Source organism: Bradyrhizobium sp. MI1.10 (assembly GCF_055811035.1).
This window is the reverse complement of record NZ_JBVVPN010000006.1, coordinates 172,427-196,398: the sequence shown is the minus strand read 5'-3', so window position 1 is coordinate 196,398 and position 23,972 is coordinate 172,427. Positions and strand designations below refer to the sequence as shown.

The following is a 23,972-nucleotide window of genomic DNA, read 5'->3' as shown; positions in this document are numbered from 1 at the left end:
ACCAGTTGGTTGATTATGGCCGGAGCGAATGCAGCACGAGATCGGCGACGTGCCGACGGCGGGCGCGGCGCGCGGCCCGGCTCGACAGGTCCTTGCCGAAGATCGCCGAGAGCGTCGGTGTGTTGGAGAGATAAAAATAGCTGAGGCCCGCGATGGAGATATAGAGCTGGATCGGGTCGATTCCCTTGCGGAACATTCCGGCGCGGACGCCCTCGTGAAGGATGTGGGACACGCTCTTCACCAGCGGCGAATGCATCGCCTCCAGCCGCGTCGAGCCGCGGACGTGGCGGGCACCGCCACGGTTCTCGTCGTTCAGAAGCACGATGAAATCGGGGTTCGTCGCCAGATAATCGAACGAGGCTTCGATCAGTTTCCGGATCGCCTTTTCCGGCGGCAGGCCTTCGAGATTGAGCTGGCGTTCCTGCTCGCGGATATCGGCGTAAACCCATTCGAGCACGGCGAGATAGAGCGCGTCCTTGTCGCCGAAATAATGGTAGACGAGCTGCTTGTTGACGCCGGCGCGCTCCGCGATCTCGTCGACGCGGGCGCCGGCAAAGCCGTGCCGGGCGAACTCCTCGCGCGCCGCGGTGAGCAGCTTCTTGCGTGTGGCGACCGGGTCGCGCCGCTGCGGCACGGTGTCGCCTGAACGTTTTGCGGGCATTTCCAACCAAACAGTTGACAAGTTGAGGGCGGCCTTGTTGCATTGGTATCCTCACAGGGGGAGAGCGACAAGCCGGGTCGCGGGCAACGAGGAGAGATGCGATGAAGCGTTTGCAGGCGGCGGGCTCGGCCCTGGCTGTGGCCCTGATGCTCGGATCACCAGTCGTGCCCGCGACCGCGGGCGAAGCGGTCAATCTGATCCTGAACTGGGCGCCGACGGCCGATCACTCGCCCTATTATTACGCCAAGGCGCAAGGCTGGTACGAGAAGGCGGGCATCGATCTGACCATCGAGGTCGGCAAGGGCTCCGGCGTCTCCGCCGCAAAGGTCGGCTCCGGTGGCTCGCCCTTCGGCGTCGCCGATCTCGCCACCATGCTGGTGGCGAAGAGCAAGGGCGCTGACGCTGTTGCCGTAATGAGCGTCTACGCCAACACCGGCCAGACCTTCTACTGGCTGAAGAGCTACGGCGTGAACGGGGTGAAGGATTTTGCCGGCCACAAGATCGGCAATCCGCCCGGGGACGCCTCGCGCGTGATGTGGCCGGCTTTCGCCAAGGCTGCAGGGCTTGCACCCGACTCTGTCGGCTTCGTCAATGTCGGGCCGACCGCGAAGATCGCCGCGCTGAAGAGCCATACCGTCGACATCATCAGCGACTTCTACAACGAGCACGATTTGAAGGTGATCGAGTTCGGAAGCGATCTCGGCTACGTCAACTGGAAGGACATCGGGCTCAACCCTTACGGCAATTCGCTGATCGTCAACGGCGGCTATCTGCAGAAGAATCCCAAGCTGGTCGAGGAGTTCGTGCGCGTCACGCAAAAGGCCTTTGCGACCTGCGTCGCCGACGCCGCACCCTGCCTGAAGGCGTTGCTCGACCAGGTCTCCGGTCTCGACAAGGAGAACCAGGAGCGCCAGTGGGAGCGCATCAAGTTTTTGATGACGGATGAGTTCACCACGACGAAGGCGCTCGGCTGGATCGACGGCGAGCGGATGAAGAAGGACTACGAACTGGTCCAGACCTATCTCGGCATGGAAAAGCCGTTCGACGTCACGACGGCGTTCACGACCAAGATGCTCGATCCCGCCGTCAAGATGGATGCGAGCAAGGTGAAGAAGTAGGGGGCGAAGAGCCGTCGCGCCGCCCCACACACCGGTGTCATGCCCCGCGAAAGCGGGGCATCCAGTACGCCGCGCCCTGTCGATTGACCCACAACCGTCTCGGAGTACTGGATCGCCCGCTTTCGCGGGAGATGACAGTTGGGACGGGCACGTAACCCCACGGAGAAATTAACCGGCCATTAACCATATCGGCGGCATCGTTAACCATTCAATAACAGGGAACGAGTCGGCCGCTATGGAGGCTGCAGTAAAACCTCAACGCCAAATGGTTCGCCTGCGCGGGCGCTCCTATGTGGCCTTCGTGTTCGTGCCGACGGTTCCCATCCAGGACTGGCTGCAGGAGATCGACACCACCATCGCGCGCTCGCCGGGCTTCTTTGCCGGTCGCCCCGTGGTGATCGACCTGTCCTCGGTCGATCTCAGCCAGTCCGGCATCGGGCATCTGCTCACCAGCCTTCAGGACCGCAACATTCGCGTGCTCGGGATCGAGGGCGTGGAGGAGGGCCGGTTGACCCCCATGATGCCGCCGCTGCTTTCGGGCGGGCGGAGCTGCGTCATCGAACCGAGCGCTCCCAAGAAGGTTGAGGCGAAGGTCGAGACCAAGCCGACCTCCTTGCTGCTCGAAAGCCCCGTTCGGTCGGGCCAGACTGTGATCTTCCCCGAAGGCGACGTCACCATTCTCGGCTCGGTCGGCTCCGGCGCCGAAGTCGTCGCCGGCGGCTCCATCCACATCTACGGCGCGCTACGCGGCCGCGCCATGGCGGGCGTGAACGGTCACACGAGCGCACGCATCTATTGTCAGAAGATCGAGGCCGAACTGCTTGCAATCGATGGCTTTTACCAGACCGCCGACGATATCGACGCGGCCCTGCGCGGCAAGCCGGCTCAGGCCTGGCTCCAGGGCAACACCATGCGAATTACTGCGCTGAACTGACCAGAAGGAGATTTCAGAGATGGCCAAGGTACTGGTCGTGACGTCAGGCAAGGGGGGCGTCGGCAAGACCACGACGACCGCCGCACTGGGGGCTGCGCTCGCGCAACGCGGCGAAAAGGTCGTGGTCGTCGATTTCGACGTCGGCTTGCGCAACCTTGACCTCGTGATGGGAGCCGAACGCCGCGTCGTGTTCGATCTCATCAACGTGGTGCAGGGCGTCGCAAAGCTGCCGCAGGCCCTGATCAAGGACAAGCGGTTGGAGAACCTCTGGCTGCTGCCGGCCTCGCAAACCCGCGACAAGGACGCGCTGACCGAAGAGGGCGTGGGCAAGGTCATCGATGATCTGCGCAGCCGTTTCGACTGGGTGATCTGCGACAGCCCGGCCGGCATCGAACGCGGCGCCTCCATGGCGATGCGCTTTGCCGACGAAGCCGTGATCGTCACCAATCCCGAAGTCTCCTCGGTGCGCGATTCCGATCGCATCATCGGCATGCTCGATTCGAAGACGGTGCGGGCCGAGAAGGGCGAGCGGGTCGAGAAGCACATTCTCATTACCCGCTATGATCCCTCGCGCGCGGCGCGCGGCGAGATGCTGACCATCGAGGACATTCTCGAAATTCTTGCAACACCGTTGCTCGGCATCATCCCGGAGAGCCAGGACGTGCTGCGCGCCTCCAACGTCGGCACGCCCGTGACGCTGTCGAACGCGGAAGGCGCACCGGCGCGGGCCTATATCGACGCCGCCCGCCGGCTGTGCGGCGACACCGTGCCGATGCAGGTGCCGACCGAGCGCAAGGGCTTCATGGACCGCCTGCTGCGACGGAGGGCCGCATGAGCATGGGTCTGCTTCGGCTTCTCCGCGGCAACAAGGCCTCTGCACCCGTCGCACGCGAACGGTTGCAGATCCTGCTTGCCCATGAACGCGGACTGCGCGGCCAGCCCGACCTGCTCGGTGTGCTGCGTGAGGAAATCCTCGCGGTCGTTTCCAGGCACGTCACGCTGGACCCGACCAAGGTCATCGTCCGGCTCGATCGCGGCGACGAGGTCTCGACCCTCGAGGTCGATATCGAGGTGCCCAACGATTTCGAGCGCAAGCGCGCGGCGGCCGGCTAGGGACCTCGGCCGCGACGCTTCAAATTTGGGGTGGGTGAAAAGGCGGTCCGCTGGGCATAGCGGGCCGCCTTTTGCGCGCCGACGGGAACGCTGCGGAACGAGGTCAGGGCTCAATCGTTGTGAAAACCCGCGGCGGCGCGATGCACCGCGGTTTCGTCAAACGGGAGAACGCCCATGATGACCGAGGTCCAGGTCCACACCGTCGCGCGCCAGATGCTGGAACAGCATGGTTTTGCTGCGATCGCGAAGGCCGCCGAACAGGCCAGGGCTTGTGAGGGCCGCGGCGAGGGCGATGAGGCCAAAGAGTGGCGTCACATCGCCGACGCGATGAAGATCATCCGCGGTCCGCACCAGAGCTGACACCCTCGCGCGTCAAGGTTCCCCGCCTTCAACGCTCCCCGCGGTCGGCGCCCTGCGGCGACGTGCGATGCTGCGTCTGCGGCTGTGAGCGCTCGCCGGTCTCCTTGCAGGGGAGCGGCTCCCACGAGCCGTCCGGCGCCTGCTGATAGGCGCTACACGATGAGGACGAGGTCGATTTGTCCTCGCCCTTCTGGGCGTCGGAATTCTTCGCCAGCACGGGCGCGGTCGTCACCGTTGCGAGGGCAAACGCGACGGTAAGGAGGACATGGTTGATCCGCATGGGGCTCCCCTGTTCGAATTCGAAGAGAGCCGCATGCTGGCGAGGATTGTGACGATTATTGGCCGAAGCAAAAGTTCCGGCACAGCGTGCTTAACGCCGCGCGATGAGCGCTAACCGCCCTTGCTGCGGATCAGGCCGGCGAGGTTGGTCTTCTGGGCCTCGCACCAGCTGGGCATGCCGAGGCGGCGTTGGTTGAGGTCGGTCGCCTGGGTGGCCACCGCGACCTCGGCCATCAGATCGTCGTCCTGCTTCTCGCCCAACTTGCCGCCGGTGTGCATCCAGGCGATCGCCTTGCGGACCTTCTCGGTGGTGCCTTCGGGCAGCTGCATCTGCTCCGCCTTCTGCACCAGATCCTGGTAGACGATATCGGTGCCCGGACATTCGACCTTGGCGGCGAAGGCCTGCAAGACCAAGGTGACATAGGTCGAACGTGGATGGTCGGCCGCCTGGGCCGGCGCCGCCAGCAGCAACAGGGCCGTCATCAGAAAACCAGTCCGCATCCTTGGTACCTCCCCGAATTTTCGGGAAGGCTAGCGGCTGCCGCGCCGCTCCGCAATGGGGATAGCGTGCGGCCGCGAAGACGGCCGGCGAGCTAGCGCCGCCAGGCCGGCACCGGATCAAGCGGCGTGCGATAGACCTCTTTGTGATCGCGGTCGGTGACGCGCACAGCGCAACCCTTGCTTTGCAACTCGGGCTTCACCTGCGACAGCTCGGTGGCCAGTTGGACGGCGCGATCGGAGGCGACCTCGATGTCTTCGAGGATGATACCGCCCTGGTTCTTGAACTCTTCACCAACCACGAGATCGAAGGAATAGTAAGGCATCCGAATTCCCCGGTGTGACGAATTGAGCTTCGGCTTTCAACACATGACTGATGGTACCACTGAGTCGATGTTTATCGAATGAAAGGCGCGCGCAATCTCTGTGCTTATGGCGCAGAAATGATGTGCAGCATTCAAGCGTGTTAAGATTTTATTAAATATGTCGGCGTGATCATCAGGCATGGAATTGCAGCAGAACCGGGCTCCGGGAACCGGCAGCTGCAAGAGAAGGCCGCCGGCATAGATCCCGACGGCCTTTTCTCTTGATGGAAAACTATGGAAGCATCGCTTCCCGTAGTCACCCGGACTCAACGCATCACATCGACTCGGACAGCGTCCCTGGCGCGACGCTTTCGCGTCGTCGCGTGACGATGGTTCAGCGCAGCGGCATTGGCGGGCGCACGACAGGTCCATCGTCGTCGGCAACGGCTTGCGTCGTCGTCACAGGTGCAGCTGGCGGTGGGACCGCGGCAGCCTGCGACGGCGGCGGCGGAGCGAGCGGCGCGGGCGAATAAGCCGGCATGTAGGTGTGCGACACGACCGGCTTCGGTTTGCGAACCGGCGCCGTCGCAGGCCGCGGCGGCAGCACGGACATTTGCGCGCGCGGATCGACGCGCGGCTTCGCATCGGCCACCGGCTTCGGCGCGGGCGGCTTCGTCATCTCGCGTGCCATCTGCTCCTGCCCGGCCTTCAACTCGGCGATGTTAGCCTTGAGCTGCTCGATCTGTTGCGCCATCGCGGCGAGATCGCGCGTCATCGACTGCACCGATTGTGCAGGATCGGATTGTGTTGCCGTGGGCACCGCTGCTGCAACCTGGGTTGCGGGCGGAGCCGCAGATTGATCTGTCGGTTGATCCGTTGCGGCCTGATCCGTTGCGGCCTGGTCCGCAGGTGGCGCGGCCTGCGCGGCGGCGACCGGTGCCGTCTGCGAGGTCGAAGGCAGCAGCGACGCCAATACCGGCGTCCATTCGGCGAGCATCTGTCTTGCGGTGTCGCCGTGTTTCTCCCAAGCGATAGTGGCGGCCGCACTTCCGCCCGCAAACAGCATCGTGACGAACGCGCCGCGCAGCCATTTGCCAGCCGAGGAGCGCTTCTGCCGGCTGAGACCATCACCGGCCGCGACGCGCACGGCAGTGTCGACCGAGGGCGCTGCCGCCTGCGGCTCCGCGACGGGACTGAACTTCGGCTCCGGATTCATTCTGGACTTCAGCGTGAACGCCGGATCTATTTTGGGTTCCGGGCGGGCCGTGATCTCAGGCGCGAGCGCGGGCGCGACGCTGAGAGGGCGCGAGGCCAGCACAATGTCAGGCGAAATCTGCACCGCGTCGTGCGGGTCGTTGTTCGTGACCGTGTCCTTCACGATCTCATCGACGATTTGCCGAGAGTTCAGCGTCGCGAGCATCGCAGCTCCTTTGAAGCCCGGGTGTTTTGAAGCCCGGGCGTTGAGTAGTTGAAGTGTTGGCCGTCCGCATTCGCGCGAGCAGATCCGTTGAGGTGAGCCCGTCCAATTCCCCGAGGCCCAAGCCATGACGCACGAGTCCAGCCGGGTTTGACCAAAGCAAGGCGAGGGGATGGAGACTGTGCGACGCTCTTGCGCCCTTTGTGGTGATGGAACCCGCCTCAGAAAACACGCGTACGTGTTCCACAATGCCTTGTTTTCAGCACGATTTTGGCAGCATCTGGTGTTGCTGGGGGTGCTGCTATCGCTATCGGGGCCGGCGGTGCCAAGATCCTTATTCGTTCTATTCGTTGTTGCCATGCTTCCATTGGGCGGCTGCATGCAGACAACGCTTTCGCCATCGACGGACGCGAGCATGACGCCGCGCGACCGGCAGTTACTCGCGCATACGCCGTACGCGCAAGCGAACGTGCCCGAGCAATATCTTCGTCATATCGTCGATTATCCGCGCAAGGAGCAGCCGGGCACGATTCTGGTCGATACCGATGCGCGCTATCTCTATTTCGTGCTGCCCGACGGCAAGGCGATTCGCTACGGCGTTGCGGTCGGCGAGGAAGCCATGGCGTTCTCCGGTGTCGCGCGGGTCGGTCGTCTAGCGGAGTGGCCGGACTGGGTTCCGACGGCGGACATCCAGGCGCGGCTCGGACCCTATCCGGCGCGCGTGCCCGGCGGTCCCGCCAATCCCCTGGGTGCGCGCGGCATCTATCTCTATGCCGGCAACAAGGACACGCTCTACCGCATCCACGGCACCAACCAGCCGGAATATATCGGGCAGGCGATCTCGTCCGGATGCATCCGGATGCGCAACGAGGACGTGATCGATCTCTATGACCGGGTGAAGCTCAATTCAACGGTCGTGGTGCTGCCGCCCGGACAGAACGCGCAAGTCGAAGCGCAGCCCAGCTGGCGCGGGTAGGTCGCCCTAATTCTCGGGACGGGCAATGCGCCATTGCAGCGTCGTGGCATTGCCATTGGCCTCGCCCGGCGCCTTGTCGGCCGGCGAGGTGTAGAGCGGGCGATAGCGATATGCCCACATCTTGCTGCCGTCGTTACGGTTGATCACGGTGAAGTCGCCGACCGCCTTGGCATCGGCCGTTGCGGGCAGCGGCACCCAGCTCTCGACACATTTGCCGTTGCAGTTCGACGTCTTGCCGGTGGTATCGCGCTCGTAATAGTAGAGCGTCATGCCGTTGAGGTCGACGAGCGTGGGGCCCTGCTTGGTCAGGATGACTTTCGCCGGTGAGGTCGCGGGCTTCGGCGGAGGAGGGGCATCGCCGCCGCCATGGCCATTCGCGAGCGCCGGAGCGGTCGAGAGCGCGATGGCCGCCGCCGCAATGAGGAACCTGAACATCCGAAACTCCAGACCGGCAAAGTTAATCGCGCGTTAAACGCCGAATGCGGCGGACCCTAACAGCCGAAGGTTAGTTCCAGGTTTCGCGACATTGCGACAACGACCGGTACAATTACGGGGGTTAGGCCTGCGCTTCGCGCAGCGGGGCGCGGCTGAGCTCGTTGCCGGCGGCGATGGCCTTGTGCAACAGCCGCATCAGATCCTCACTTTCTTTCGCGCTGAGGCCGCGCAGCATGATGCGTTGCGCGGATTCGACGGCCGGCGTGATCTTGCGCAGCGTGCGGCGGCCTTCGTCGGTGATCTCGAGCTCGCGGGCACGACGGTCGCGGCGCGAGGCGCGGCGCTCCGCGAGCCCCTTCTGCACGAGGCGGTCGATCACGCCGGTGATGGTGGTGCGGTCGTAGGCGATCAATCCTGCGAGCGTCACCTGGTCGAGGCCCGGGTTGGCCTTGATGGTCGCGAGCGCGGCGTATTGCACCGGCGTGAGGTCGAATCCGGCATCGCCGACCTCGGCCAAAAACACCGCCACCGCGATCTGCTGGAACCGGCGCGCCAGATGTCCGGGCATGTCGTTGTTGTCTTTCACCGAATTTCTCCGTTGGGGCAGGACGGCCGGGATCGTTGACAAGTATACTGATAGTCAGCATACTGAACAATATCCAAACAGAACGTTTCCGGGAGAGGTGCTCATGCAATTCCATCTCAATGGATTTCAGCCGGGCGACCCTGAAATCGCCGATCCCGCCGCGCGCATTCAGGCTTCGGGCGCAACGGGGGGCGTTCCTGACGAGGTCGATGTCCTCATCGTCGGCTGTGGCCCTGCGGGCCTGACGCTCGCTGCCCAGCTTGCGCAGTTTGCTGACATCAAGACCTGCATCGTCGAGCAGAAGCCGGATCGCTTGCTGGTCGGGCAGGCCGATGGCATCGCATGCCGCACCATGGAGATGTTCCACGCCTTCGGATTCAGCGAGCGCGTCCTGAAGGAAGCTTGTTGGGTGAACGAGACCACGTTCTGGAAGCCGGACGAGCGGATGCCGGAAAACATCGTCCGCAGCGGCCGGGTGCAGGACGTCGAGGACGGTTTGTCGGAATTCCCGCACGTCATTCTCAACCAGGCGCGCATCCATGACGGTTTTCTCGACGTCATGCGCAAAGCGCCGGCCAGGCTCGAGCCCCATTACAGCCGGCGCCTGCTGGACCTTCAGGTCCATCCCTCCGCGGGGCCCACCGACCATGCCGTGACGGCGCGGCTCGAACGGGTCGACCCCGAGAACGAGGGCAAGATAGAGACGATCAAGGCGCGCTACGTCGTCGGCTGCGACGGCGCCCGCAGCATGGTGCGCAAATCGATCGGTCGCGAGTTGCTCGGCGATTCCGCCAATCATGCCTGGGGCGTCATGGACGTGCTGGCGGTGACCGATTTTCCCGACATCCGCTTCAAGGCCCTGATCCAGTCGGCGAAGGACGGCAGCCTGCTGATCATTCCGCGCGAGGGCGGCTATATGGTCCGCCTCTATGTCGAGCTCGCCAAGCTCGACGTCGGCGAGCGCGTCGCCAATCGCAACATCACCGCCGATGACGTGATCGCGAAGGCGCAGCGGATCCTGAAGCCGCATATGCTCGATGTGAAGGAGATCGCGTGGTGGTCGGTCTACGAGATCGGCCAGCGCCTGACCGACAAGTTCGACGACGTGCCGGAGACCGAGATCGCAGCGCGTCTGCCGCGGATCTTCATCGCCGGAGATGCCTGCCACACCCACAGCCCGAAGGCGGGGCAGGGCATGAACGTCTCGATGCAGGACGCCTTCAATCTCGGCTGGAAGCTCGCTGCCGTTTTGCGGAAGCAGTCGGCGCCGAGCCTGCTGCATTCCTATTCCGCCGAGCGCCAGGCGGTTGCGAAAGAGCTGATCGATTTCGATCGCGAATGGGCGGGAATTCTCGCGTCCGCCGCCAAGGCCGGCGGCGCCGATGCCGCCAGGACGCAGGACTATTTCGTGAGGCACGGTCGCTACACCGCGGGCACGGCGACGCATTACCGCCCGTCGGTTCTGACCGGAGCGACGTCCCACCAGCATCTCGCGCAAGGCTTCGTCATCGGCACGCGCTTTCATTCCGCACCGGTGATCCGGCTTGCGGATGCCAAGCCGGTGCATCTCGGTCACGCCGCGCCGGCGGATGGCCGCTTCCGCATCTACGCTTTCTCCGGCGCTGAGGATCCGGCAGCAGCCGGCTCGGCCATTCGCGCCTTGTGCAGTTTTCTCTCCGACGCCCGGGAGTCGCCGGTCCGGCGTTACACGCCAGCGGCCGCCGACATCGACAGCGTGATCGACCTGCGGGCGGTCTTCCAGCAGGATCATCGCGAGCTCGCCATGGAGGCGATGCCCGCGCTGCTGCTTCCGCGCAAGGGCCGGTACGGCCTGATCGACTACGAGAAGATGTTCTGTCCGGACCTCAAGAATGGTCAAGACGTTTTCACCATGCGCGGTATCGATCGCAAGGCCGGCTGCATGGTCGTGGTGCGGCCGGATCAGTATGTCGCGACCGTGCTGCCGCTCGATGATTTTGCTGCGCTTGCTGCGTACTTCGACGGTTTTATGCAGCAAGTGAACTGACGGGACGGCAGCGCACACCCTCTCTGCGCGCGGTGTCGATGAACAGCCAATGAATATTGAACCGCGCGCGGCATCGGTCTCGATCTTTCGACGAATGAGACCTTCGTACGCGGAACGCCCGTTCCGCTGGCGCGTTCCGACTCGAAAGAGGAGGACTACGCCATGAAATTCCGAAGCGTGTTGTTAGCCGCATTGCTGCTTGCCCCGACGGCCGCGCTGGCCGCACCGGGCATGGTCACCGTCTCGACCGGCCTGCGCGCCGGGCCGGGTCCGGGCTTTCCGCTGGTCGATCGCATCCCCGAGGGCGCCCGCGTCTACATCCATGGTTGCCTGCGCGGCAACGCTTGGTGCGACGTGAGCTTCTCGGATGACCGCGGCTGGGTGTCGTCGCAATATCTCGAATATCTCTACCGCAATCACTACGTCTATCTCCCAGACTATGTCGACGAGATCGACGTGCCGATCGTCCCCTTCGTGCTGACCTCGTACTGGTCGAGCTATTATCAGGGGCGGCCCTGGTATCGGCGGCATGCCCACTGGAATAGCTACTGGACTTCGCATCAGCGCGACGCGATGCGGATGACGATCGATCCGCGCGCGGCTCGCATCGGCCGCGCGGCAACGCGCGATGCGGCAGTCGCACTCGGGCACAACGGTGCGAATGCCAAGCAAAGTGCAAGGGAAAATGCGAAGGAAAGCCTTAGAGGCGCGGCCGCGGTCTCGGGCCGTGATGCCGCGACTTCACGGCACGACGCCGCGATCGCCAGGCGCGAGACTGCGGTGACGACGGACCGGGCCCGCGCGGGACGAAGCGACCGCATCGCGCATGAGCGGACCAATCTTCAGAGCCGCAATCCGCGCGATGCACAAGCCCGCATCATGCACGAGCAGGCCGCACACCGCGCGGCTGTTCCTGCGCAACCGATGGCACGCGCACACGAGGCGCCGCGTGTCTCAGCCGCTCCCGCAAGCCGGCCTGCGATGCCGCATGTGGCCCAGCCCAATGTGAGCCACGGCTCGCCGATGAATGCTCATGCCCAGATGCCGGCGCCGCGCGCGGCTGCGCCTGCGATGCCTCATGGCGGTGGCGGCGGCGCTCCTCACATCAACGCCGCGCCGCACGGCGGCGGTGCGCCGGCCGGCGGTCCCGGTGGCGGGCACCAAAAGCACTAGAGTTGCCAAAGAAAGCCCGGCCCTCGCGCCGGGCTTTCTGCTCGGGGCGGACCGGGTTCCGTGCGCGTACAATTTAAGAAGCTTCTTCGCGGGCAGATTTCATCGATCGTAATATGTCTACTCAAAGCTGTAAGCATTCCACTCGGGGCAGCGGGGCACGGGAGGATGACGACGATGAGACAGAACCAAGCGGAGGCGCGCCGCCATAATGTCGCGAAGCGGTCGATGACCAAGGAAGCCAAGCAGCTGTCCGGCCTGATTGCCGGATTGCGCCAATCTCTCGAGGTGATTCACAAGGAGCGATCGAGCACCAAACTCTCCGGCGCCGAGATGGGCCTTCTCGACGAACGCCGCAACAATTTGTTGCTGACCATCGCAGCCCTCGATGACCGCCTCTCGGCGGTGCAGGGGCTGATTGATCTCGGCCGTCCCCATATCATTCGCGTCCACTGATCGGAGCGCAGACCTGATGCTATCGGCTTCGTCGCGGCGGCGACGGAACCGGGCTCAGCTGCCGGCTCGGCGTGGCATAAGGATTGGCATAGCACTGGGCGGACTGCCCGGAGGCGGTCGCGGCGCACTGCGCGATTGTCGCAAAACTGCAATCGATGCTGCGGCCGTCGATCGTGTAGATCTCGATGCAGACGGGATGGCGCGGATCATAGGTCTGCGCGGCTGTCGGCGTCACGCCGAGCAAGCCCGCACCAGGCCAGCCCGCTACAAGCAGAATCGCATTCATGATGCGGCGCACGATCCATCTCCATCGTTCGGCCGGAACCAGGCACAATGCTGCCTTGGATGGCATCAAATTGCCACGCTCCCGGCGAATTGCCGCCAAAGCCCGCTGCCACGACGAGAGCGGGTGCAGGGGCAACGCAAGGGGATGCGCATTGGCCTACAAGATGGTCGCAGAACGCGACAACGAGAAGTGCAGTTTTGCCCGCGAGAGCCGTTTGCTCATCGTGGCGAAGGCGAAGGTTTGGGCAAGCGAGGGGTGGAAGGTCGTCATCACCGACCAGGACGGCAAGGCCTACGCGCCGCCCGAATTCGATCAGCTATTGGCGGCCTGACCGCAAGACGGGGCAGGGGACGACATTGATTTCGCACTTTCGACCGGGGCGCGACCTGATCACGCCCCTAGTGACTCTTGCAGCCGCGGCCGTCCTGACGACGACATTTTCCGCCGCGCAAAATCTCGATGCCGGCAAGTCGCCGCAAAAGCTTTTCGCCGATGGTTGCGCGACCTGCCATCGCAGCCCCCGCGGCCTTGCCAAGGGGCGCTTCAACCTGACGCTGTCCTGGTTCCTGAAGGACCATTACGCAACCAGTTCGGACACAGCCAGGGCGCTTGCCGCCTATCTGGAATCCGTCGATACGGCGTCCCCGCGAGCTGCGGCCAAGCCTGGCACAAAGCGATCCGGGCCGCGTGCTCCCAAGCCGTCGCAAAGCCAGTAGGCGGGAGCCGGCTGCTGCAGGGCGTCGCGAAGCAAGGCCTGCCGGTGAACACCGTGCTTGCCGGCATCAATGCACCGTGCTCGCCGAGAACAGGTTGATGACCACGACTCCGGACACGATCAGCGCGATGCCGACGAAGGCCGCAGCGTCGAGCATCTGGCGAAACAGCACGAAGGAGACCGTTGCAGTCAGGATGATGCCGACCCCGCCCCAGATCGCATAGGCGATGCTCAGGGGGATGACCCGGATCGCGACCGACAGCGCGTAGAACGACGCGACATAGAACAGCACCATCGCCAGTGTCGGCCACAGCCGCGTGAATTGCACGGATTGCTGGAGGAAGGCGGACGCCGTGACCTCGAGGACGATAGCGAGGGCAAGCGCTGCGTAGGCATTGAAGGCGGAAGTCATCACGGGCTCGGGCGTGTTGTGCAAAGAAAGATACCGCGCGGTGCGGGGAATATGACGTTTGCCCGGGTCCAGCTATCACGTGTCAGTGACGAGCCTGCGACACGGCGGAGCGCGGCACGACACCGCCGCGCGATGGTTGCGCGGCGGCCCATTGGGGTCGCGCTTGCTCGATGTGGCGGGGCGTCAGTTGATCCGCACCGAGAGTTCGACGTCCTCGGCCAAGGCCGTGGACATGTAGCCGTTTCCGGGCATGCGCATGCGCGCCAGATAGTCGGGGCTGTCGTCGGCGTTGTCGGCGACGATGATCGCGCCCGGCCGGAGATGGCCTTTGACCAGATCCAGGATATCGGGGTAGAGCGCCTTGGCGCCGTCGAGCAGCACGAGATCGATCGTATCAGGCAGATCGACTTGAAGCATCTCCAGCGCGTCGCCTTCGCGGATTTCGACGAGGTCCAGCAGCCCGCCGGCCGCGAGGTTCTCGCGCGCCCGGGCCGCCTTGGACGGTTCGAATTCGGTGGTGATGAGGCGGCCGCCGCCATTGTCGCGCAAGCCCGCGGCAAGGTGCAGGGTCGAGATGCCGAACGAGGTGCCGAACTCGACGATCGCTTTGGCGCGGGAGCTGCGTGCGAGCATGTAAAGCAGGTGACCGGTCTCGCGGGAGACCGCGAGCGGTGCGTCCTTCAGCCGCCCGTAGAGGTCGCGGTAAGCGGTCTTGCTCCGCATCATCCGTGCGCGGTCGGCGTCGGTCACATCGGCGAAGGCGGCTCGCATCGCGCCGCGCGCCGCTTCGTCCTGGTCGAAAAGACGATCGAGCAGTGGCGCAAGTGATGTGATGGTCGGGATGCTCATGTGTCGTCTCCAGATGTCGCCGCGAGGCGAGTGCTTGCGTGACAATGGAAATACGACTAATTCGTCGCATTCGCTATTCGCATTGCTCGAGGGCGCCATGGCCGATCGCCGAAGCCGTTCAGTTTCCACACGAAAACAGCCGCAGCAGGCCCGCTCGAACGACCTGGTGGCGGCCATTCTGGACGCGGCTGTTCAGGTCCTGGCCAAGGAGGGGGCGCAGCGTTTCACGACGGCGCGGGTGGCCGAGCGGGCCGGGGTGAGCGTCGGGTCGCTCTATCAATATTTTCCGAACAAGGCGGCGATCCTGTTCCGCCTCCAGAGCGAGGAGTGGCGGCGCACGAGCGAACTCTTGCGCGGCATCCTGGCGGACCAGGCGAAACCGCCACTGGTGCGACTGCGCGCGCTGGTCCGCGCCTTCATCCGCTCCGAGTGCGAGGAGGCTGCGATCCGCACGGCGCTCAGCGACGCCGCGCCGCTCTATCGCGATGCGCCCGAAGCACACGACGCGCGGGCCGCCGGTAAGGGCATCGTCGCGGCCTTCATGCGGGAGGCCTTGCCCGAGGCGCCGGATGCGACGCGGGAGCTTGCCGGCGAGCTGATCAAGACGACGCTGAGCGAGGTTGGCAAGCAGTTCTCGGAGACACCGCGCAACGAGGCGGAGATCGCGCGTCATGCGAACGCAATGGCCGACATGTTTTGCGCCTATATCGATGAGCTTGCGCGGCGGCGAAGTCATTCCTGACATCCGCGTTTGCGGGCCAATATCGTTTCCGACTTGACTGGATCATGAGTTAGCCTCGGTTTGTCCTCCAGCCAGTCGACGAGCGCCCCGCCATGCATGTCCTCCGCCCCCAATTCCGCATCGAGGAGCAGCAAGCGCTGGAATTCGCAAGCCAGCGCGGCTTCGGCATGATCGTCGCGGCGGATGAGCGCGGCCCTCGCGCCTCGCATGTGCCGTTCGTGCTGGAGCAGCGCGAGGGGCGTGCGATCGTCCAGATCCATCTCACCGCCAGGAATCCGCTCGTCCCGCTCGCGGATAGCGCACGGCGCTTTCTGCTGATCGTTGCCGGCGACGACGCCTATATCTCCAACGACTGGTATTCTTCGCGCGACAACGTCTCGACCTGGCTTTACGAGGCCGTGCATTTGTCGGGCGTGGCGCATCTGCGCGGGCTCGACGTGAACCGCAGGCACGGCGATGCACTACTCGCGGTCTCGGAAGCGCGCTTGCCAAAAGCACCTTGGGACCTCGCACAGATGGAGCCCGGCAAGCGCGAGAGCATGCTGGCTGCGATCCGCGTCATCGATCTCGTGGTGGATACCGTCGAGGGGCAGGCCAAGCTCAACCAGCACAAAAGTGATGTGGATCATGTCGCGGTCGTGGACCGGCTGGCGCGGTCGGAGGAGAACGGGCATCGGCGGCTGGCGCGGAAGATGCAGGCTTTGCGGCCCGGGCTTGGGTATCACGGTTCGTGATCCGGGCTACTCTTGCGCCCTTCGGCATTTGACCCTACGGACCTCTTTCATGCTCGTTATCTCCATTCAAAGCCAGGTGGTCCACGGCCATGTCGGCAACAGCGCCGCCGCCTATGCCATGCAGGCGGAGGGCGTGAATGTCGCGGCGGTGCCGACAACGCTGCTGTCGAACCATCCGCGCTATCCGACCCTGCGCGGGCGGGTGCTGGAGACCGAGCTCGTTGCAGATCTGCTGAGAGGTGTCGAGGAGCGCGGTCTCGTCGACGAGGCCGCGGTCCTCGTCACCGGCTATCTCGGTTCGTCCGGCAATGCCGCTGTCGTTGCCGATTTCGTCGAGCGGGCGCTGACCCGCAATTCAAAGTTGGTTTATCTCTGCGACCCCGTGATCGGCGATGATGGCCGGGTCTATGTCGCGGACGGCATCCTGGATGTGGTCCGGCACCGGCTGCTGCCGGCCGCCAATCTGACCACGCCGAACCAGTTCGAGCTCGGGCTGCTCGCAGGCCTCGACATCGCAGATGCGCAGGGCCTGCGCGCTGCGTGCGCGACGCTGGCCGGGACCGGCCGCATTGACGTGGTCGCCACCGGTTGCACGCTCACTGATACGGCGGAAGGGCAGGTGGAAACGATTCTGTGCGCCGACGGTCAGTTGTCGCGCTTTGCGACGCCGCGCCTGCCGATCCGCCCCTCAGGCACCGGCGATCTCCTCACCGGCCTGATCGCGGCGCATCTGGCCAAGGGCACTGCGACCGAGGCGGCGGTGCGGCTCGCAGTCGAAACCATCTTTGCAGTGCTGGTGCGCACGCAGGAGGCCGGCGCCGCCGAGATGCGGCTCGTGCCGCTGCCGACGCCGGGACGGTAAGCCGTCATACTCAGGTCGCGCGCTTCGCGGCCGATTGCGCTGATTTCTGCGGCTTCGCGGGGACCTTCTGCTCGCGCGTCGCCTGTGCCTTCGCCTTTGGCAGCTTTGCGCTTGCCACGGCCCGCGCTTTCCTCGGCTTGACGTTGGCTTCCTTGCGGTCCGACGTGCCTCGGCGCGAGACATATTCCGTACCGTCGACCGGGCCGACATGCGGGGGATCGCGGCCGAGATAGGGTCGGCCGATGCCGAGCGCCTTGCCATTGGCATCGACCCACTTCCACAGCACCTCGGTCGAGACCCAGCGCTGCGCGCGGTTGTCGCCCTTGGTGCTGACGATGTCGGCCGCCATGCCGTGCCCGTAGCCGCCGCGCGTGCTGCCGCCGTGATAGGAGCGGTCGGAGGCGGCCTTCAAGCCGCTCGCGATCGACTGGCGATAGTCGTCGCGGAACGCGCTGGTGATACCCGGCGAAAGCCCGGCAGCCTCAGCCGCGAGCAACGTGCGAAACAGCTTTTTCTTGAAACTCTTGTCCATGCCGCCGATGACGTATTCCATCATCGACATGCCGGCGCGGTCGGCCGCCTTCGGATCCTTCCAGCCAAAGTCCTCGTCGACCAGTTTCGTGAAGCTGCGCATCACGGTCACCATCTTGCCCTTGCGCTTGACGGTGACGGCGCGGCGATCCTCGACCTTGATCGAGTCTTCCTTGGGCGTGCGCTGGTAGAGCGCCCAGAGATAGCGGTCGATGCAGGCTTCCATGACGTAGCATTCGTCGAGCACCGCGGTCGTGTCCGCAGACGGCGAGGCCTTGCTCGCCGCGGGCGCGGGGCCGGTCGCGATCGTCGCGGGCGACAGCGCCTCGGTCGTCACGATCTCGGTGGGATCGGCGGATGCGAGCTTTACCACGGGCTCCGGCGCCGGAGCCGGAGCAACCTCGCTGGCGATTGGTGTCGGATCAGGTGAAATCTGCGGCGCGAGTGGCGCTTCGGTCGGCAAGATCAGCACTGGGTCGGCCGAGGCGAGCTTGATGGCCGGAACTGGCGCCTCGGGCGCTGCCGCTTCAGCGGTGACCGCGCTTGGTGTCGCAGCGACCGCGGCGGCGATATCCGCGGTCAGGGCGACGCCGTCCTCGATGGCCGCAGCGTGCGGGATGTCGGCGAGGTCGAGCCGACCAAGATCTTTTGCGCGCGAGACGGCAGAAGCATTGGCGCCGCTGTTTTCGATCAGGGCAGGGGCGTAGGCGGACAAAGAGAGCGCCAGCCAGCCGGCGAGAACCGCCGAGGGGCAGGAGACCGCCACCAGAAGAGACCGCCGATCATTCATGATCCCTGCCTCCAAACGGTTCTATTGAACCTCGTCTTCTCCGAACAGTCTGACCAGACAGTCTTGGCCAAACAGTCTTGCACGAAAAGGCACGCCGCGCGCCGATTGTTCGGAGGACGGTGTGGCAGCGCAATGGCGCAATTCGGCGAAAGCGGGCTTTTCGACCAGGTGTTGCGCGGCGGCAACGCGGGTTCCCATCGCAGTTCCACCGGCGCTTGCGCGCGGGCGGTGTAGAAAATTCGATAAAGGCGAATATTTTGGCACCGGCCGGCGTAAGGTGTTTCGCCCACACGTTGCGCAACCTTGTCACGGTCGGCGCGTTAGGCGCCCATGACGCACTCCTCGCTTCGTCCGATGGACGCCTTCGACCCCACCGAGCCCGCCATCCTGCACGACCAGCTCTCCGATACGATCATCACCTGGACCGCTGAGCAGGCCGATGATTTCAGGCGGGCCAGCCGGCCAGGCGGTGACGGAACCGTGATCTGGAAGGACTACGTTTTCGACGGCTGGGGCCATGTGCTCGGCGGCTGACCGCCGCTCATAACAGCGTCATGTCGCGCCGGGGCGCGCATTAAACATATTGCCATGCACTCGGCGCGTTGTTGCGTTGCAGCAGTGCATGTCGCAATGCAGCAAAATGCGCTTAGATGTGCTCCGAACGTTTCATTCAGGAGCATCACCCATGAACAAGAAGACTCTGTCGATCGCCGCCGCCATCCTGACGATCGCTGGCAGCACCGTGGCTTTCGCCGCCGAGCTGCCGACTTACGAGGCCAACGGTTTTCCGGTGTCCCCGATGCAGGTGCGCGTGCTCGGTGCCGCGCATGTCGAGCAGCAGGCCTCGGCGCCCACCACGATCGCTTCGGTCCACCAGACCCGCGTTCTGTCGCCGCGCAAGATGAAGACCGCTGATGTCACGGCGGGCAGCGCCCGCTAACCCGGGGGCGCCACTAGCCAACATCAAGTCAACGTGATGCAGGCTCGTTTTCTCCGAGCCTGCCCGGACCGCGTTCCCTCTCGGGAGCGCGGTCTTTTTTTTGGTGCAGCGAGTCGTGATCACCTGCCACTTGTGTATGGCCGTTCAAAGCGAGTGTGATCTCTTTAATAGTTGCTTTGCAGATCGCGGCGCTTGATGCGGGCGCCGCTTATTGAGCAGCCAAGAATCATTTTCATAATGGAGTAGTCATGCCCGTTGCACAGAAGGCCGTTGTTGCAAGCGTCTCGCCGCGCGCGTTCATTCTCAGGCATCTCGCCTTGTTCGCAGCCGCCGCGCTGTTCGTGTTCGTGCTCAGCCTGACATACGGGCTCGATCTCAGCCCCGGGTTTTTCTGACGGGCTACGCATGCTTCGATAAGCGCAGGCTCGACGGCGAGCGGCCGTAGAGCTCTGCGAAGGCGGCGTTGAAACGGCGTAGGCTGCCGAAGCCGGCCTGGAATGCGATGTCAGTCATCGTGTGATCGCCGGCATCGAGCAGGCGTTTTGCGCGCTGAACGCGCAGCGTCTTCGCAAGCTGCTGCGGCGTGGTGCCGACGTGACGCTCGAACAATCGCGCCAGATGACGCGAGGAGATGCCGAGCCGCATCGCGAAAGACACCACCGAATCCTCGTCGAGCGCGCCCTCATTGATGAGCTTCACCGCGCGTGCGACCGTCGAGCGCGTGCCGTTCCAGGCCGGGCAGAACGGTGCGGTCTCGGGACGGCATCGCAGGCAAGGGCGGAAGCCTGCGGCTTCGGCCGCGGCGGCTGACGGATAGTAGGAGACGTTGCGCGTCAGCGGCTGCTTGGCCGGACAGACCGGGCGGCAATAGATGCCCGTGGTCTTCACCGCCGTGAAGAAGCGGCCGTCATAGCGGGGATCGCGGCGCAGGCGCGCTGCATTGCAGACATCAAAGCTCAGCATGGCCTGATGATAGCGCATGGCCGCGCTGGCGAAAGGGCCGCGGGATGACCGAGTCCGATTGCGGCGAGCCGCGATGGGCAGGGCGGCTTAGAAAGCCGCCCTCGACGCAAGCCCCCCTGCGATGCCAGTCTTGGAGCCCGCCGTGACCAGCCCGAAAGACATCGTCCTCAACGCCTGGAAGATTGTTTCAGTATGCGACTCGATGCGCATCGCCGCGCTGTTCACCGACGACGCTGAGTGGATCGCGCCGAAGGGCAACGCCACCGCGGTCGCGCTCGATTACACCGACCACATGATCGGCGCGCAAGCGATCGCGCGCTTCATCGCGCAGGAGATGCACAGGATGTTCTCCGGGATCGATATCGGCTTTCGCGGCGTCTATGCCGACGACGATGTCGTGATCGTGGAGGAGCGGATGCGCGCTACACTTGCCGGGGGAGCGCGTTACGAGAATGACTATAGCTTCGTGTTCACGGTGGCCGGCGACAAGATCCGCGAGGTGCGGGAATACGTGGACACGCGCAAGAGATGGCGGATGGTGTTCGGCGAGGAGGCTCGATGAGCAGGCATATTTTCCGCCGCGTGCCAGCCCTGCAACCGCATGGGTTGAGCCTCGTCGCTTGCTGACATAAGGCATGCTCCATGGATCAGCGAACGAGCGCCGACGCTCTCATTCGGAGGAACGATCAGGCGCCGGCCCTTGTCGGCGTGCTCTGCGGCCTCGCCGCGGCGGTGTTCTGGGCGCTTGGCTTCGCCGGCACGCGGCACGGCCTCAAGGTCGGCTTCACGCCGGTCGATCTGCTCGTGCATCGCTATGTCTGGTCCGGCATCGCATTCCTGCCGTTGGTGGTACGCGGCGGAATCTCCGATCTCTGCGGCATCGGTTGGGGCAGGGGCCTTGTGCTGATGGTGCTCGGCGGCCCGGTGATGTCGCTGATCTCCTACACTGGTTTTCTGTTCGTGCCGCTCGGCCATGGCAGCGTGATCCAGCCCTCCTGTGCGACGCTCGGCGGCCTGCTGCTCGCGGCCCTGTTCCTGAAGGAGCATGTTTCCGCGTCGCGCATCGCCGGCGCTGTCGTCATCGTCGGCGGGCTTGGTGTGATCGGCGCGGAATCGATCGGCCATATCGGCGTCGACGGCGTGCTCGGCGATCTGACCTTCGTGCTGACCGGATTGATGTTCGCAGGTTTCGGCGCGCTGCTGCGCCACTGGCGTGTCTCCGCCGTGTCGGCTGCGCTCGTCATCAACGTGCTGTCGCTGCTGCTGTTGCCGATCTACCTCATGACCGGCGGGCTCGCGCGGATCGCGGCGATCGGTATCGGTGAGAACGCCATTCAGGCGCTGGCGCAGGGCGTGCTTGCAGGTCCCGCTGCGCTTTATCTGTTCGCCGTCTCGGTCCAACGCCTCGGCGTGGCCCGCGCCGCCGTTGTCCCCGCCTGCGTGCCGGCGCTGACGGTGCTCACCGGCTGGCTCCTGCTCGGCGAGCCACCGACACTATTGCAGACGGCGGCATTGGTGACGGTGCTGTGCGGATTCTATCTGGCGCAGCGGCAGCGATAGATTGCGGCCTCCGCACGGCGCTTACCATTCGATGGCGGTAAACTTGACGCCGCGACAGGTCAGCTCCCGCCCGAGCCGCTCGGCGCGTTCGCTAGCGGATTTGCCCTGGCGAGTCCGGGGGCTCGGCTTACGCCTTCCTCACGAACTCCGATTTCAGATTCATCGCGCCGATGCCGTCGATCTTGCAGGCGATGTTGTGGCCGTCGGTGGCGTCCTGCAGGCGGATGTTGCGGACCTTGGTGCCGCCCTTGACGACGGAGGACGAGCCCTTGACCTTGAGATCTTTCATCACGATGACGCTGTCTCCATCGGCGAGCGCATTGCCGTTGGCATCGCGCACGCCGGCCTCCTGCGCGGCATCCGCGGCGGCCTCCGCCGTGCCGCTCCATTCATGGCCGCATTCCGGGCAGACCCAGAGGCCGCGATCCTGATAGGCGTGCTCGGAGTTGCAGGTCGGGCATTTCATCGCGTCGGTCATCGTTCGCCTCGTCGCCCGTCACGGGCGCGCCGCACGCTTTCCGCCGGAAAAAGATGGATTGGGAGCAAATCCTTTACCATGGCTTTCAGTCCTTGGGGAACCCTTGGAAATTTAGGAGTTCAGGAAAAAATCTGCGGTATCGAGGTCCGGGATTTTTGCGGCTGCGTCGGTTCGACGTCGCTGCGCAAGGAGCGTCCAGGAGCCACGTCCCGTCATGAGCGAGCACCGCGCCGCAGTCAGACATCACATTTTGCGGACCGGCATTGTCGAGTTCGACAACGGCACCGGCAAGACCATCAGCGCACCCTGCACGATTCGCGATGTCTCCGGCACCGGCGCGCGCCTCGGCCTCAACGCCTCGCTCTGGGTGGCCGAGCAGTTCACGCTGGTCTTCAGCAGCGGACTGCGCAAGGACTGCCGGGTCGCCTGGCGCAAGGGCAGGCTGATCGGCAGCGCGTTCGTGGACGGCTATGCAAGCGCGGATGAGCAGGCCGTGATGATGACCGCGGACGAGCAGTCCCGGCACCGGCTCGGGATCGGTGCGCGCCTCAAGGCTGCGCGCGAAAAGCGCGGCTACACGCAAGGCCAGCTCGCCGAGCTCATCGGCGCCACGCCCGCCTTCGTGTCGCTGGCCGAGCAGGGCCAGGCGGACATTCCGCTCTATCAGCTGATGCACATCGCTGATCTGCTGATGGTCGGCCTCGACGGGCTCGTCGCGGGACCGGCGCCTGAGGATGTCAACGCGGCGTAGGTGACGACCTGTCAAAACAAAACGTCGAAAACAACCCCATGCACAGTAGAAATCCCGAGGGATTTCAGAATGTTGCAAATCCGAAAAATCATTGACGATGGGCCGTAGCCCGGATGGAACGAAGCGCAATCCGGGAATCCTGCGGGGGCACCGGTCCCGGATTACGCTGCGCTCCATCCGGGCTACGGCCTCAAATCCACTTCGGCGATACCGAATCGAATTTGACTCGTCGGGCAAAACAGGAGCAGTATGGCATGATGGCGCCGCTGGAAGCTGGTGGCTCGCCAGCTGCGGAGCGACATGCCGAAAAAAGCAAAACCAAAAAGAAAACTGAAGACCTTCCAGACCTCGCTCGGCTTCTACGACCAGGCGATCGCCGCGCCCTCGATGAAGGCAGCGCTGGACGCCTGGGGCGCCAGGTCCAATCTGTTTCATCAGGGCGCCGCGAAGGAGACTGACGACCCCGACATCGTCGCGGCGACCATGGAGAAGCCGGGCGTGGTGCTCAGGCGTCCGGTCGGATCGGATGGGGCGTTCACCGAGCATTCCGAGTTGCCGACCGATCTCGCTGACGACGCGGCCAAGCCGAAGCGCAGGCCGAAATCCAAGCCGAAAAAGAGTCCTTCAAAGGCTGCAAAGCAACCATCCCGCAAGATCGACGATCAACAGGCGCGCAAGGCCGCCGCGGCGTTCGCGAAGGAAGAGCGCCGGCGGGAAGCCGAGCGCCGCAAGGAGGAGATCGCTCGCGCCAAGGAGCGCGCGCGCCGCGAGAAAGCGGTCGCGAGTGCACAGGCGGCGCTGGACGAGGCGAGGCGGGAGCACGAGGAGCGGGCGGAGGCGATCGACGCGGAGCGCGCTGCGCTCGATCAGCGTGCCGAGGCAGAGCAGAGCCGGTGGGACAAGCAGCGGATGAAGCTTCAGGAGGCGGTGCGACGTGCGCGGGAGTAGGGGCGCGGGGGCCGGGCGGGGCGCACAGATTAAGTGGTGCTGCAGCGGGGAACTGTAGCCCGGATGGAGCGAAGCGC

Annotated in this window: 34 protein-coding genes; 21 read left to right on the top strand and 13 right to left on the bottom strand. The window is 64.6% G+C overall.

What is annotated here, in order from left to right:
- Nucleotides 1-13 precede the first annotated feature (13 nt).
- A complete protein-coding gene (locus AC0L3K_RS09150) occupies nucleotides 14-661 on the bottom strand; it encodes a TetR/AcrR family transcriptional regulator (protein ID WP_007591743.1) in 648 nt (215 codons plus the stop codon).
- Nucleotides 662-762: 101 nt separating this feature from the next.
- On the opposite strand from AC0L3K_RS09150, the gene AC0L3K_RS09145 reads away from it, so the two are divergent.
- The 5 genes from AC0L3K_RS09145 to AC0L3K_RS09125 all read left to right on the top strand — a co-directional run bounded on the left by AC0L3K_RS09145 (nucleotide 763) and on the right by AC0L3K_RS09125 (nucleotide 4,186).
- On the top strand, nucleotides 763-1,779 hold the full coding sequence (locus AC0L3K_RS09145; RefSeq protein ID WP_007591742.1) for an ABC transporter substrate-binding protein: 1,017 nt from the start codon (nucleotides 763-765) through the stop codon (nucleotides 1,777-1,779).
- A 235-nt stretch (nucleotides 1,780-2,014) separates the two neighbouring features.
- Complete coding sequence (gene minC, locus AC0L3K_RS09140) at nucleotides 2,015-2,713, top strand: septum site-determining protein MinC (protein ID WP_007591741.1); 699 nt, start codon at nucleotides 2,015-2,017, stop codon at nucleotides 2,711-2,713.
- Nucleotides 2,714-2,732: 19 nt separating this feature from the next.
- Nucleotides 2,733-3,548, top strand: coding sequence for a septum site-determining protein MinD (minD, locus tag AC0L3K_RS09135; protein WP_007591740.1), 816 nt, complete (start codon nucleotides 2,733-2,735; stop codon nucleotides 3,546-3,548).
- The gene (gene minE, locus AC0L3K_RS09130; RefSeq protein WP_007591739.1) at nucleotides 3,545-3,826 is read left to right on the top strand and encodes a cell division topological specificity factor MinE; all 282 of its coding nucleotides are present in this window, start codon (nucleotides 3,545-3,547) and stop codon (nucleotides 3,824-3,826) included. The genes minD and minE overlap by 4 nt, the downstream gene beginning before the upstream one ends.
- A 174-nt stretch (nucleotides 3,827-4,000) precedes the next feature.
- Nucleotides 4,001-4,186, top strand: a complete 186-nt coding sequence (locus AC0L3K_RS09125) for a hypothetical protein (protein ID WP_219683905.1) — start codon at nucleotides 4,001-4,003, stop codon at nucleotides 4,184-4,186.
- 28 nt (nucleotides 4,187-4,214) lie between these two features.
- Here the strand turns inward: AC0L3K_RS09125 and AC0L3K_RS09120 are convergent, their stop codons facing one another.
- From AC0L3K_RS09120 to AC0L3K_RS09105, 4 genes are all read right to left on the bottom strand, one after another.
- Entirely contained in the window at nucleotides 4,215-4,466 is a 252-nt protein-coding gene (locus AC0L3K_RS09120; RefSeq protein WP_007591737.1) for a hypothetical protein, read from the bottom strand.
- A gap of 110 nt (nucleotides 4,467-4,576) precedes the next feature.
- The gene (locus tag AC0L3K_RS09115) at nucleotides 4,577-4,966 is read right to left on the bottom strand and encodes a hypothetical protein (RefSeq protein ID WP_007591729.1); all 390 of its coding nucleotides are present in this window, start codon (nucleotides 4,964-4,966) and stop codon (nucleotides 4,577-4,579) included.
- A 92-nt stretch (nucleotides 4,967-5,058) separates the two neighbouring features.
- Nucleotides 5,059-5,289 (bottom strand): DUF6894 family protein, encoded by a 231-nt coding sequence (locus tag AC0L3K_RS09110; RefSeq protein ID WP_007591727.1) that lies wholly within the window; start codon nucleotides 5,287-5,289, stop codon nucleotides 5,059-5,061.
- Between the two features lie 373 nt (nucleotides 5,290-5,662).
- Nucleotides 5,663-6,688, bottom strand: coding sequence for a hypothetical protein (locus AC0L3K_RS09105; protein ID WP_007591726.1), 1,026 nt, complete (start codon nucleotides 6,686-6,688; stop codon nucleotides 5,663-5,665).
- A gap of 355 nt (nucleotides 6,689-7,043) precedes the next feature.
- On the opposite strand from AC0L3K_RS09105, the gene AC0L3K_RS09100 reads away from it, so the two are divergent.
- Nucleotides 7,044-7,661 (top strand): L,D-transpeptidase, encoded by a 618-nt coding sequence (locus AC0L3K_RS09100; protein WP_198288227.1) that lies wholly within the window; start codon nucleotides 7,044-7,046, stop codon nucleotides 7,659-7,661.
- Between the two features lie 6 nt (nucleotides 7,662-7,667).
- Here the strand turns inward: AC0L3K_RS09100 and AC0L3K_RS09095 are convergent, their stop codons facing one another.
- A complete protein-coding gene (locus AC0L3K_RS09095) occupies nucleotides 7,668-8,096 on the bottom strand; it encodes a COG4315 family predicted lipoprotein (RefSeq protein ID WP_007591722.1) in 429 nt (142 codons plus the stop codon).
- Between the two features lie 121 nt (nucleotides 8,097-8,217).
- Nucleotides 8,218-8,682 carry a MarR family winged helix-turn-helix transcriptional regulator gene (locus AC0L3K_RS09090; RefSeq protein ID WP_007591720.1) on the bottom strand — a complete coding sequence of 155 codons (465 nt, stop codon included), beginning with the start codon at nucleotides 8,680-8,682 and terminating at the stop codon, nucleotides 8,218-8,220.
- 103 nt (nucleotides 8,683-8,785) lie between these two features.
- Here AC0L3K_RS09090 and AC0L3K_RS09085 point away from each other — a divergent pair, with 103 nt between their 5' ends.
- From AC0L3K_RS09085 to AC0L3K_RS09075, 3 genes are all read left to right on the top strand, one after another.
- Nucleotides 8,786-10,708 (top strand): FAD-binding monooxygenase, encoded by a 1,923-nt coding sequence (locus tag AC0L3K_RS09085; RefSeq protein WP_473365783.1) that lies wholly within the window; start codon nucleotides 8,786-8,788, stop codon nucleotides 10,706-10,708.
- A gap of 162 nt (nucleotides 10,709-10,870) precedes the next feature.
- A complete protein-coding gene (locus AC0L3K_RS09080) occupies nucleotides 10,871-11,881 on the top strand; it encodes an SH3 domain-containing protein (RefSeq protein WP_473365782.1) in 1,011 nt (336 codons plus the stop codon).
- 174 nt (nucleotides 11,882-12,055) lie between these two features.
- The gene (locus AC0L3K_RS09075; protein WP_007591715.1) at nucleotides 12,056-12,334 is read left to right on the top strand and encodes a hypothetical protein; all 279 of its coding nucleotides are present in this window, start codon (nucleotides 12,056-12,058) and stop codon (nucleotides 12,332-12,334) included.
- 19 nt (nucleotides 12,335-12,353) lie between these two features.
- Here the strand turns inward: AC0L3K_RS09075 and AC0L3K_RS09070 are convergent, their stop codons facing one another.
- The gene (locus tag AC0L3K_RS09070; RefSeq protein ID WP_007591714.1) at nucleotides 12,354-12,632 is read right to left on the bottom strand and encodes a DUF3551 domain-containing protein; all 279 of its coding nucleotides are present in this window, start codon (nucleotides 12,630-12,632) and stop codon (nucleotides 12,354-12,356) included.
- 139 nt (nucleotides 12,633-12,771) lie between these two features.
- On the opposite strand from AC0L3K_RS09070, the gene AC0L3K_RS09065 reads away from it, so the two are divergent.
- Together AC0L3K_RS09065 and AC0L3K_RS09060 are read left to right on the top strand one after the other, a co-directional pair.
- Nucleotides 12,772-12,951, top strand: coding sequence for a hypothetical protein (locus AC0L3K_RS09065; RefSeq protein WP_035992796.1), 180 nt, complete (start codon nucleotides 12,772-12,774; stop codon nucleotides 12,949-12,951).
- 70 nt (nucleotides 12,952-13,021) lie between these two features.
- Nucleotides 13,022-13,336: a hypothetical protein gene (locus AC0L3K_RS09060; RefSeq protein WP_035992793.1), complete on the top strand. Its 315-nt coding sequence runs from the start codon at nucleotides 13,022-13,024 to the stop codon at nucleotides 13,334-13,336.
- A 66-nt stretch (nucleotides 13,337-13,402) separates the two neighbouring features.
- Here AC0L3K_RS09060 and AC0L3K_RS09055 read toward each other — a convergent pair whose 3' ends face one another.
- A complete protein-coding gene (locus AC0L3K_RS09055) occupies nucleotides 13,403-13,747 on the bottom strand; it encodes a DMT family transporter (protein WP_007591712.1) in 345 nt (114 codons plus the stop codon).
- 183 nt (nucleotides 13,748-13,930) lie between these two features.
- A complete protein-coding gene (locus AC0L3K_RS09050; protein WP_219683908.1) occupies nucleotides 13,931-14,596 on the bottom strand; it encodes an O-methyltransferase in 666 nt (221 codons plus the stop codon).
- Between the two features lie 97 nt (nucleotides 14,597-14,693).
- Here AC0L3K_RS09050 and AC0L3K_RS09045 point away from each other — a divergent pair, with 97 nt between their 5' ends.
- From AC0L3K_RS09045 to pdxY, 3 genes are all read left to right on the top strand, one after another.
- On the top strand, nucleotides 14,694-15,338 hold the full coding sequence (locus AC0L3K_RS09045; RefSeq protein WP_219683934.1) for a TetR/AcrR family transcriptional regulator: 645 nt from the start codon (nucleotides 14,694-14,696) through the stop codon (nucleotides 15,336-15,338).
- 92 nt (nucleotides 15,339-15,430) lie between these two features.
- Complete coding sequence (locus AC0L3K_RS09040; RefSeq protein WP_219683909.1) at nucleotides 15,431-16,072, top strand: FMN-binding negative transcriptional regulator; 642 nt, start codon at nucleotides 15,431-15,433, stop codon at nucleotides 16,070-16,072.
- A 49-nt stretch (nucleotides 16,073-16,121) separates the two neighbouring features.
- Nucleotides 16,122-16,934 carry a pyridoxal kinase gene (pdxY, locus tag AC0L3K_RS09035; protein ID WP_473365781.1) on the top strand — a complete coding sequence of 271 codons (813 nt, stop codon included), beginning with the start codon at nucleotides 16,122-16,124 and terminating at the stop codon, nucleotides 16,932-16,934.
- 10 nt (nucleotides 16,935-16,944) lie between these two features.
- Here the strand turns inward: pdxY and AC0L3K_RS09030 are convergent, their stop codons facing one another.
- Nucleotides 16,945-18,255 carry a M15 family metallopeptidase domain-containing protein gene (locus AC0L3K_RS09030; protein WP_219683911.1) on the bottom strand — a complete coding sequence of 437 codons (1,311 nt, stop codon included), beginning with the start codon at nucleotides 18,253-18,255 and terminating at the stop codon, nucleotides 16,945-16,947.
- 330 nt (nucleotides 18,256-18,585) lie between these two features.
- On the opposite strand from AC0L3K_RS09030, the gene AC0L3K_RS09025 reads away from it, so the two are divergent.
- The 3 genes from AC0L3K_RS09025 (at nucleotide 18,586) to AC0L3K_RS09015 (ending at nucleotide 19,590) form a co-directional block, all read left to right on the top strand.
- Nucleotides 18,586-18,789 (top strand): hypothetical protein, encoded by a 204-nt coding sequence (locus AC0L3K_RS09025; RefSeq protein ID WP_219683912.1) that lies wholly within the window; start codon nucleotides 18,586-18,588, stop codon nucleotides 18,787-18,789.
- Nucleotides 18,790-18,940: 151 nt separating this feature from the next.
- Nucleotides 18,941-19,195, top strand: coding sequence for a hypothetical protein (locus tag AC0L3K_RS09020; protein ID WP_219683913.1), 255 nt, complete (start codon nucleotides 18,941-18,943; stop codon nucleotides 19,193-19,195).
- A 248-nt stretch (nucleotides 19,196-19,443) separates the two neighbouring features.
- A complete protein-coding gene (locus AC0L3K_RS09015; protein WP_167552239.1) occupies nucleotides 19,444-19,590 on the top strand; it encodes a hypothetical protein in 147 nt (48 codons plus the stop codon).
- A gap of 4 nt (nucleotides 19,591-19,594) precedes the next feature.
- Here AC0L3K_RS09015 and AC0L3K_RS09010 read toward each other — a convergent pair whose 3' ends face one another.
- Nucleotides 19,595-20,176, bottom strand: a complete 582-nt coding sequence (locus AC0L3K_RS09010; protein ID WP_246649236.1) for a bifunctional transcriptional activator/DNA repair enzyme AdaA — start codon at nucleotides 20,174-20,176, stop codon at nucleotides 19,595-19,597.
- A gap of 124 nt (nucleotides 20,177-20,300) precedes the next feature.
- Here AC0L3K_RS09010 and AC0L3K_RS09005 point away from each other — a divergent pair, with 124 nt between their 5' ends.
- Entirely contained in the window at nucleotides 20,301-20,720 is a 420-nt protein-coding gene (locus AC0L3K_RS09005) for a nuclear transport factor 2 family protein (RefSeq protein WP_311985914.1), read from the top strand.
- 80 nt (nucleotides 20,721-20,800) lie between these two features.
- Complete coding sequence (locus tag AC0L3K_RS09000) at nucleotides 20,801-21,718, top strand: DMT family transporter (protein WP_473365780.1); 918 nt, start codon at nucleotides 20,801-20,803, stop codon at nucleotides 21,716-21,718.
- A 127-nt stretch (nucleotides 21,719-21,845) separates the two neighbouring features.
- Here the strand turns inward: AC0L3K_RS09000 and AC0L3K_RS08995 are convergent, their stop codons facing one another.
- Nucleotides 21,846-22,196, bottom strand: a complete 351-nt coding sequence (locus AC0L3K_RS08995) for a zinc ribbon domain-containing protein YjdM (protein ID WP_007591698.1) — start codon at nucleotides 22,194-22,196, stop codon at nucleotides 21,846-21,848.
- Between the two features lie 214 nt (nucleotides 22,197-22,410).
- Between AC0L3K_RS08995 and AC0L3K_RS08990 the strand changes: the two genes are divergently transcribed.
- On the top strand, nucleotides 22,411-22,947 hold the full coding sequence (locus AC0L3K_RS08990) for a helix-turn-helix domain-containing protein (protein WP_219683916.1): 537 nt from the start codon (nucleotides 22,411-22,413) through the stop codon (nucleotides 22,945-22,947).
- Between the two features lie 300 nt (nucleotides 22,948-23,247).
- Entirely contained in the window at nucleotides 23,248-23,895 is a 648-nt protein-coding gene (locus AC0L3K_RS08985) for a cell envelope biogenesis protein TolA (RefSeq protein ID WP_473365779.1), read from the top strand.
- Nucleotides 23,896-23,972 lie beyond the last annotated feature (77 nt).

Bases quoted from the DNA above. Each gene is read 5' to 3' on its own strand.
- minE (WP_007591739.1), top strand. From the start codon at position 3,545: ATGAGCATGGGTCTGCTTCGGCTTCTCCGCGGCAACAAGGCCTCTGCA.
- AC0L3K_RS09025 (WP_219683912.1), top strand. From the start codon at position 18,586: ATGACGCACTCCTCGCTTCGTCCGATGGACGCCTTCGACCCCACCGAG.
- AC0L3K_RS09000 (WP_473365780.1), top strand. From the start codon at position 20,801: ATGGATCAGCGAACGAGCGCCGACGCTCTCATTCGGAGGAACGATCAG.
- AC0L3K_RS09100 (WP_198288227.1), top strand. From the start codon at position 7,044: ATGCTTCCATTGGGCGGCTGCATGCAGACAACGCTTTCGCCATCGACG.
- AC0L3K_RS09145 (WP_007591742.1), top strand. From the start codon at position 763: ATGAAGCGTTTGCAGGCGGCGGGCTCGGCCCTGGCTGTGGCCCTGATG.
- AC0L3K_RS08990 (WP_219683916.1), top strand. From the start codon at position 22,411: ATGAGCGAGCACCGCGCCGCAGTCAGACATCACATTTTGCGGACCGGC.
- AC0L3K_RS09150 (WP_007591743.1), bottom strand. From the start codon at position 661: ATGCCCGCAAAACGTTCAGGCGACACCGTGCCGCAGCGGCGCGACCCG.
- AC0L3K_RS09115 (WP_007591729.1), bottom strand. From the start codon at position 4,966: ATGCGGACTGGTTTTCTGATGACGGCCCTGTTGCTGCTGGCGGCGCCG.
- AC0L3K_RS09110 (WP_007591727.1), bottom strand. From the start codon at position 5,289: ATGCCTTACTATTCCTTCGATCTCGTGGTTGGTGAAGAGTTCAAGAAC.
- AC0L3K_RS09125 (WP_219683905.1), top strand. From the start codon at position 4,001: ATGATGACCGAGGTCCAGGTCCACACCGTCGCGCGCCAGATGCTGGAA.
- minC (WP_007591741.1), top strand. From the start codon at position 2,015: ATGGAGGCTGCAGTAAAACCTCAACGCCAAATGGTTCGCCTGCGCGGG.
- AC0L3K_RS08985 (WP_473365779.1), top strand. From the start codon at position 23,248: ATGCCGAAAAAAGCAAAACCAAAAAGAAAACTGAAGACCTTCCAGACC.
- AC0L3K_RS09020 (WP_219683913.1), top strand. From the start codon at position 18,941: ATGAACAAGAAGACTCTGTCGATCGCCGCCGCCATCCTGACGATCGCT.
- AC0L3K_RS09045 (WP_219683934.1), top strand. From the start codon at position 14,694: ATGGCCGATCGCCGAAGCCGTTCAGTTTCCACACGAAAACAGCCGCAG.
- AC0L3K_RS09080 (WP_473365782.1), top strand. From the start codon at position 10,871: ATGAAATTCCGAAGCGTGTTGTTAGCCGCATTGCTGCTTGCCCCGACG.
- AC0L3K_RS09050 (WP_219683908.1), bottom strand. From the start codon at position 14,596: ATGAGCATCCCGACCATCACATCACTTGCGCCACTGCTCGATCGTCTT.
- AC0L3K_RS09030 (WP_219683911.1), bottom strand. From the start codon at position 18,255: ATGAATGATCGGCGGTCTCTTCTGGTGGCGGTCTCCTGCCCCTCGGCG.
- AC0L3K_RS09010 (WP_246649236.1), bottom strand. From the start codon at position 20,176: ATGCGCTATCATCAGGCCATGCTGAGCTTTGATGTCTGCAATGCAGCG.
- AC0L3K_RS08995 (WP_007591698.1), bottom strand. From the start codon at position 22,196: ATGACCGACGCGATGAAATGCCCGACCTGCAACTCCGAGCACGCCTAT.
- AC0L3K_RS09040 (WP_219683909.1), top strand. From the start codon at position 15,431: ATGCATGTCCTCCGCCCCCAATTCCGCATCGAGGAGCAGCAAGCGCTG.
- AC0L3K_RS09120 (WP_007591737.1), bottom strand. From the start codon at position 4,466: ATGCGGATCAACCATGTCCTCCTTACCGTCGCGTTTGCCCTCGCAACG.
- AC0L3K_RS09075 (WP_007591715.1), top strand. From the start codon at position 12,056: ATGAGACAGAACCAAGCGGAGGCGCGCCGCCATAATGTCGCGAAGCGG.
- pdxY (WP_473365781.1), top strand. From the start codon at position 16,122: ATGCTCGTTATCTCCATTCAAAGCCAGGTGGTCCACGGCCATGTCGGC.
- AC0L3K_RS09055 (WP_007591712.1), bottom strand. From the start codon at position 13,747: ATGACTTCCGCCTTCAATGCCTACGCAGCGCTTGCCCTCGCTATCGTC.
- AC0L3K_RS09085 (WP_473365783.1), top strand. From the start codon at position 8,786: ATGCAATTCCATCTCAATGGATTTCAGCCGGGCGACCCTGAAATCGCC.
- AC0L3K_RS09105 (WP_007591726.1), bottom strand. From the start codon at position 6,688: ATGCTCGCGACGCTGAACTCTCGGCAAATCGTCGATGAGATCGTGAAG.
- AC0L3K_RS09015 (WP_167552239.1), top strand. From the start codon at position 19,444: ATGCCCGTTGCACAGAAGGCCGTTGTTGCAAGCGTCTCGCCGCGCGCG.
- minD (WP_007591740.1), top strand. From the start codon at position 2,733: ATGGCCAAGGTACTGGTCGTGACGTCAGGCAAGGGGGGCGTCGGCAAG.
- AC0L3K_RS09095 (WP_007591722.1), bottom strand. From the start codon at position 8,096: ATGTTCAGGTTCCTCATTGCGGCGGCGGCCATCGCGCTCTCGACCGCT.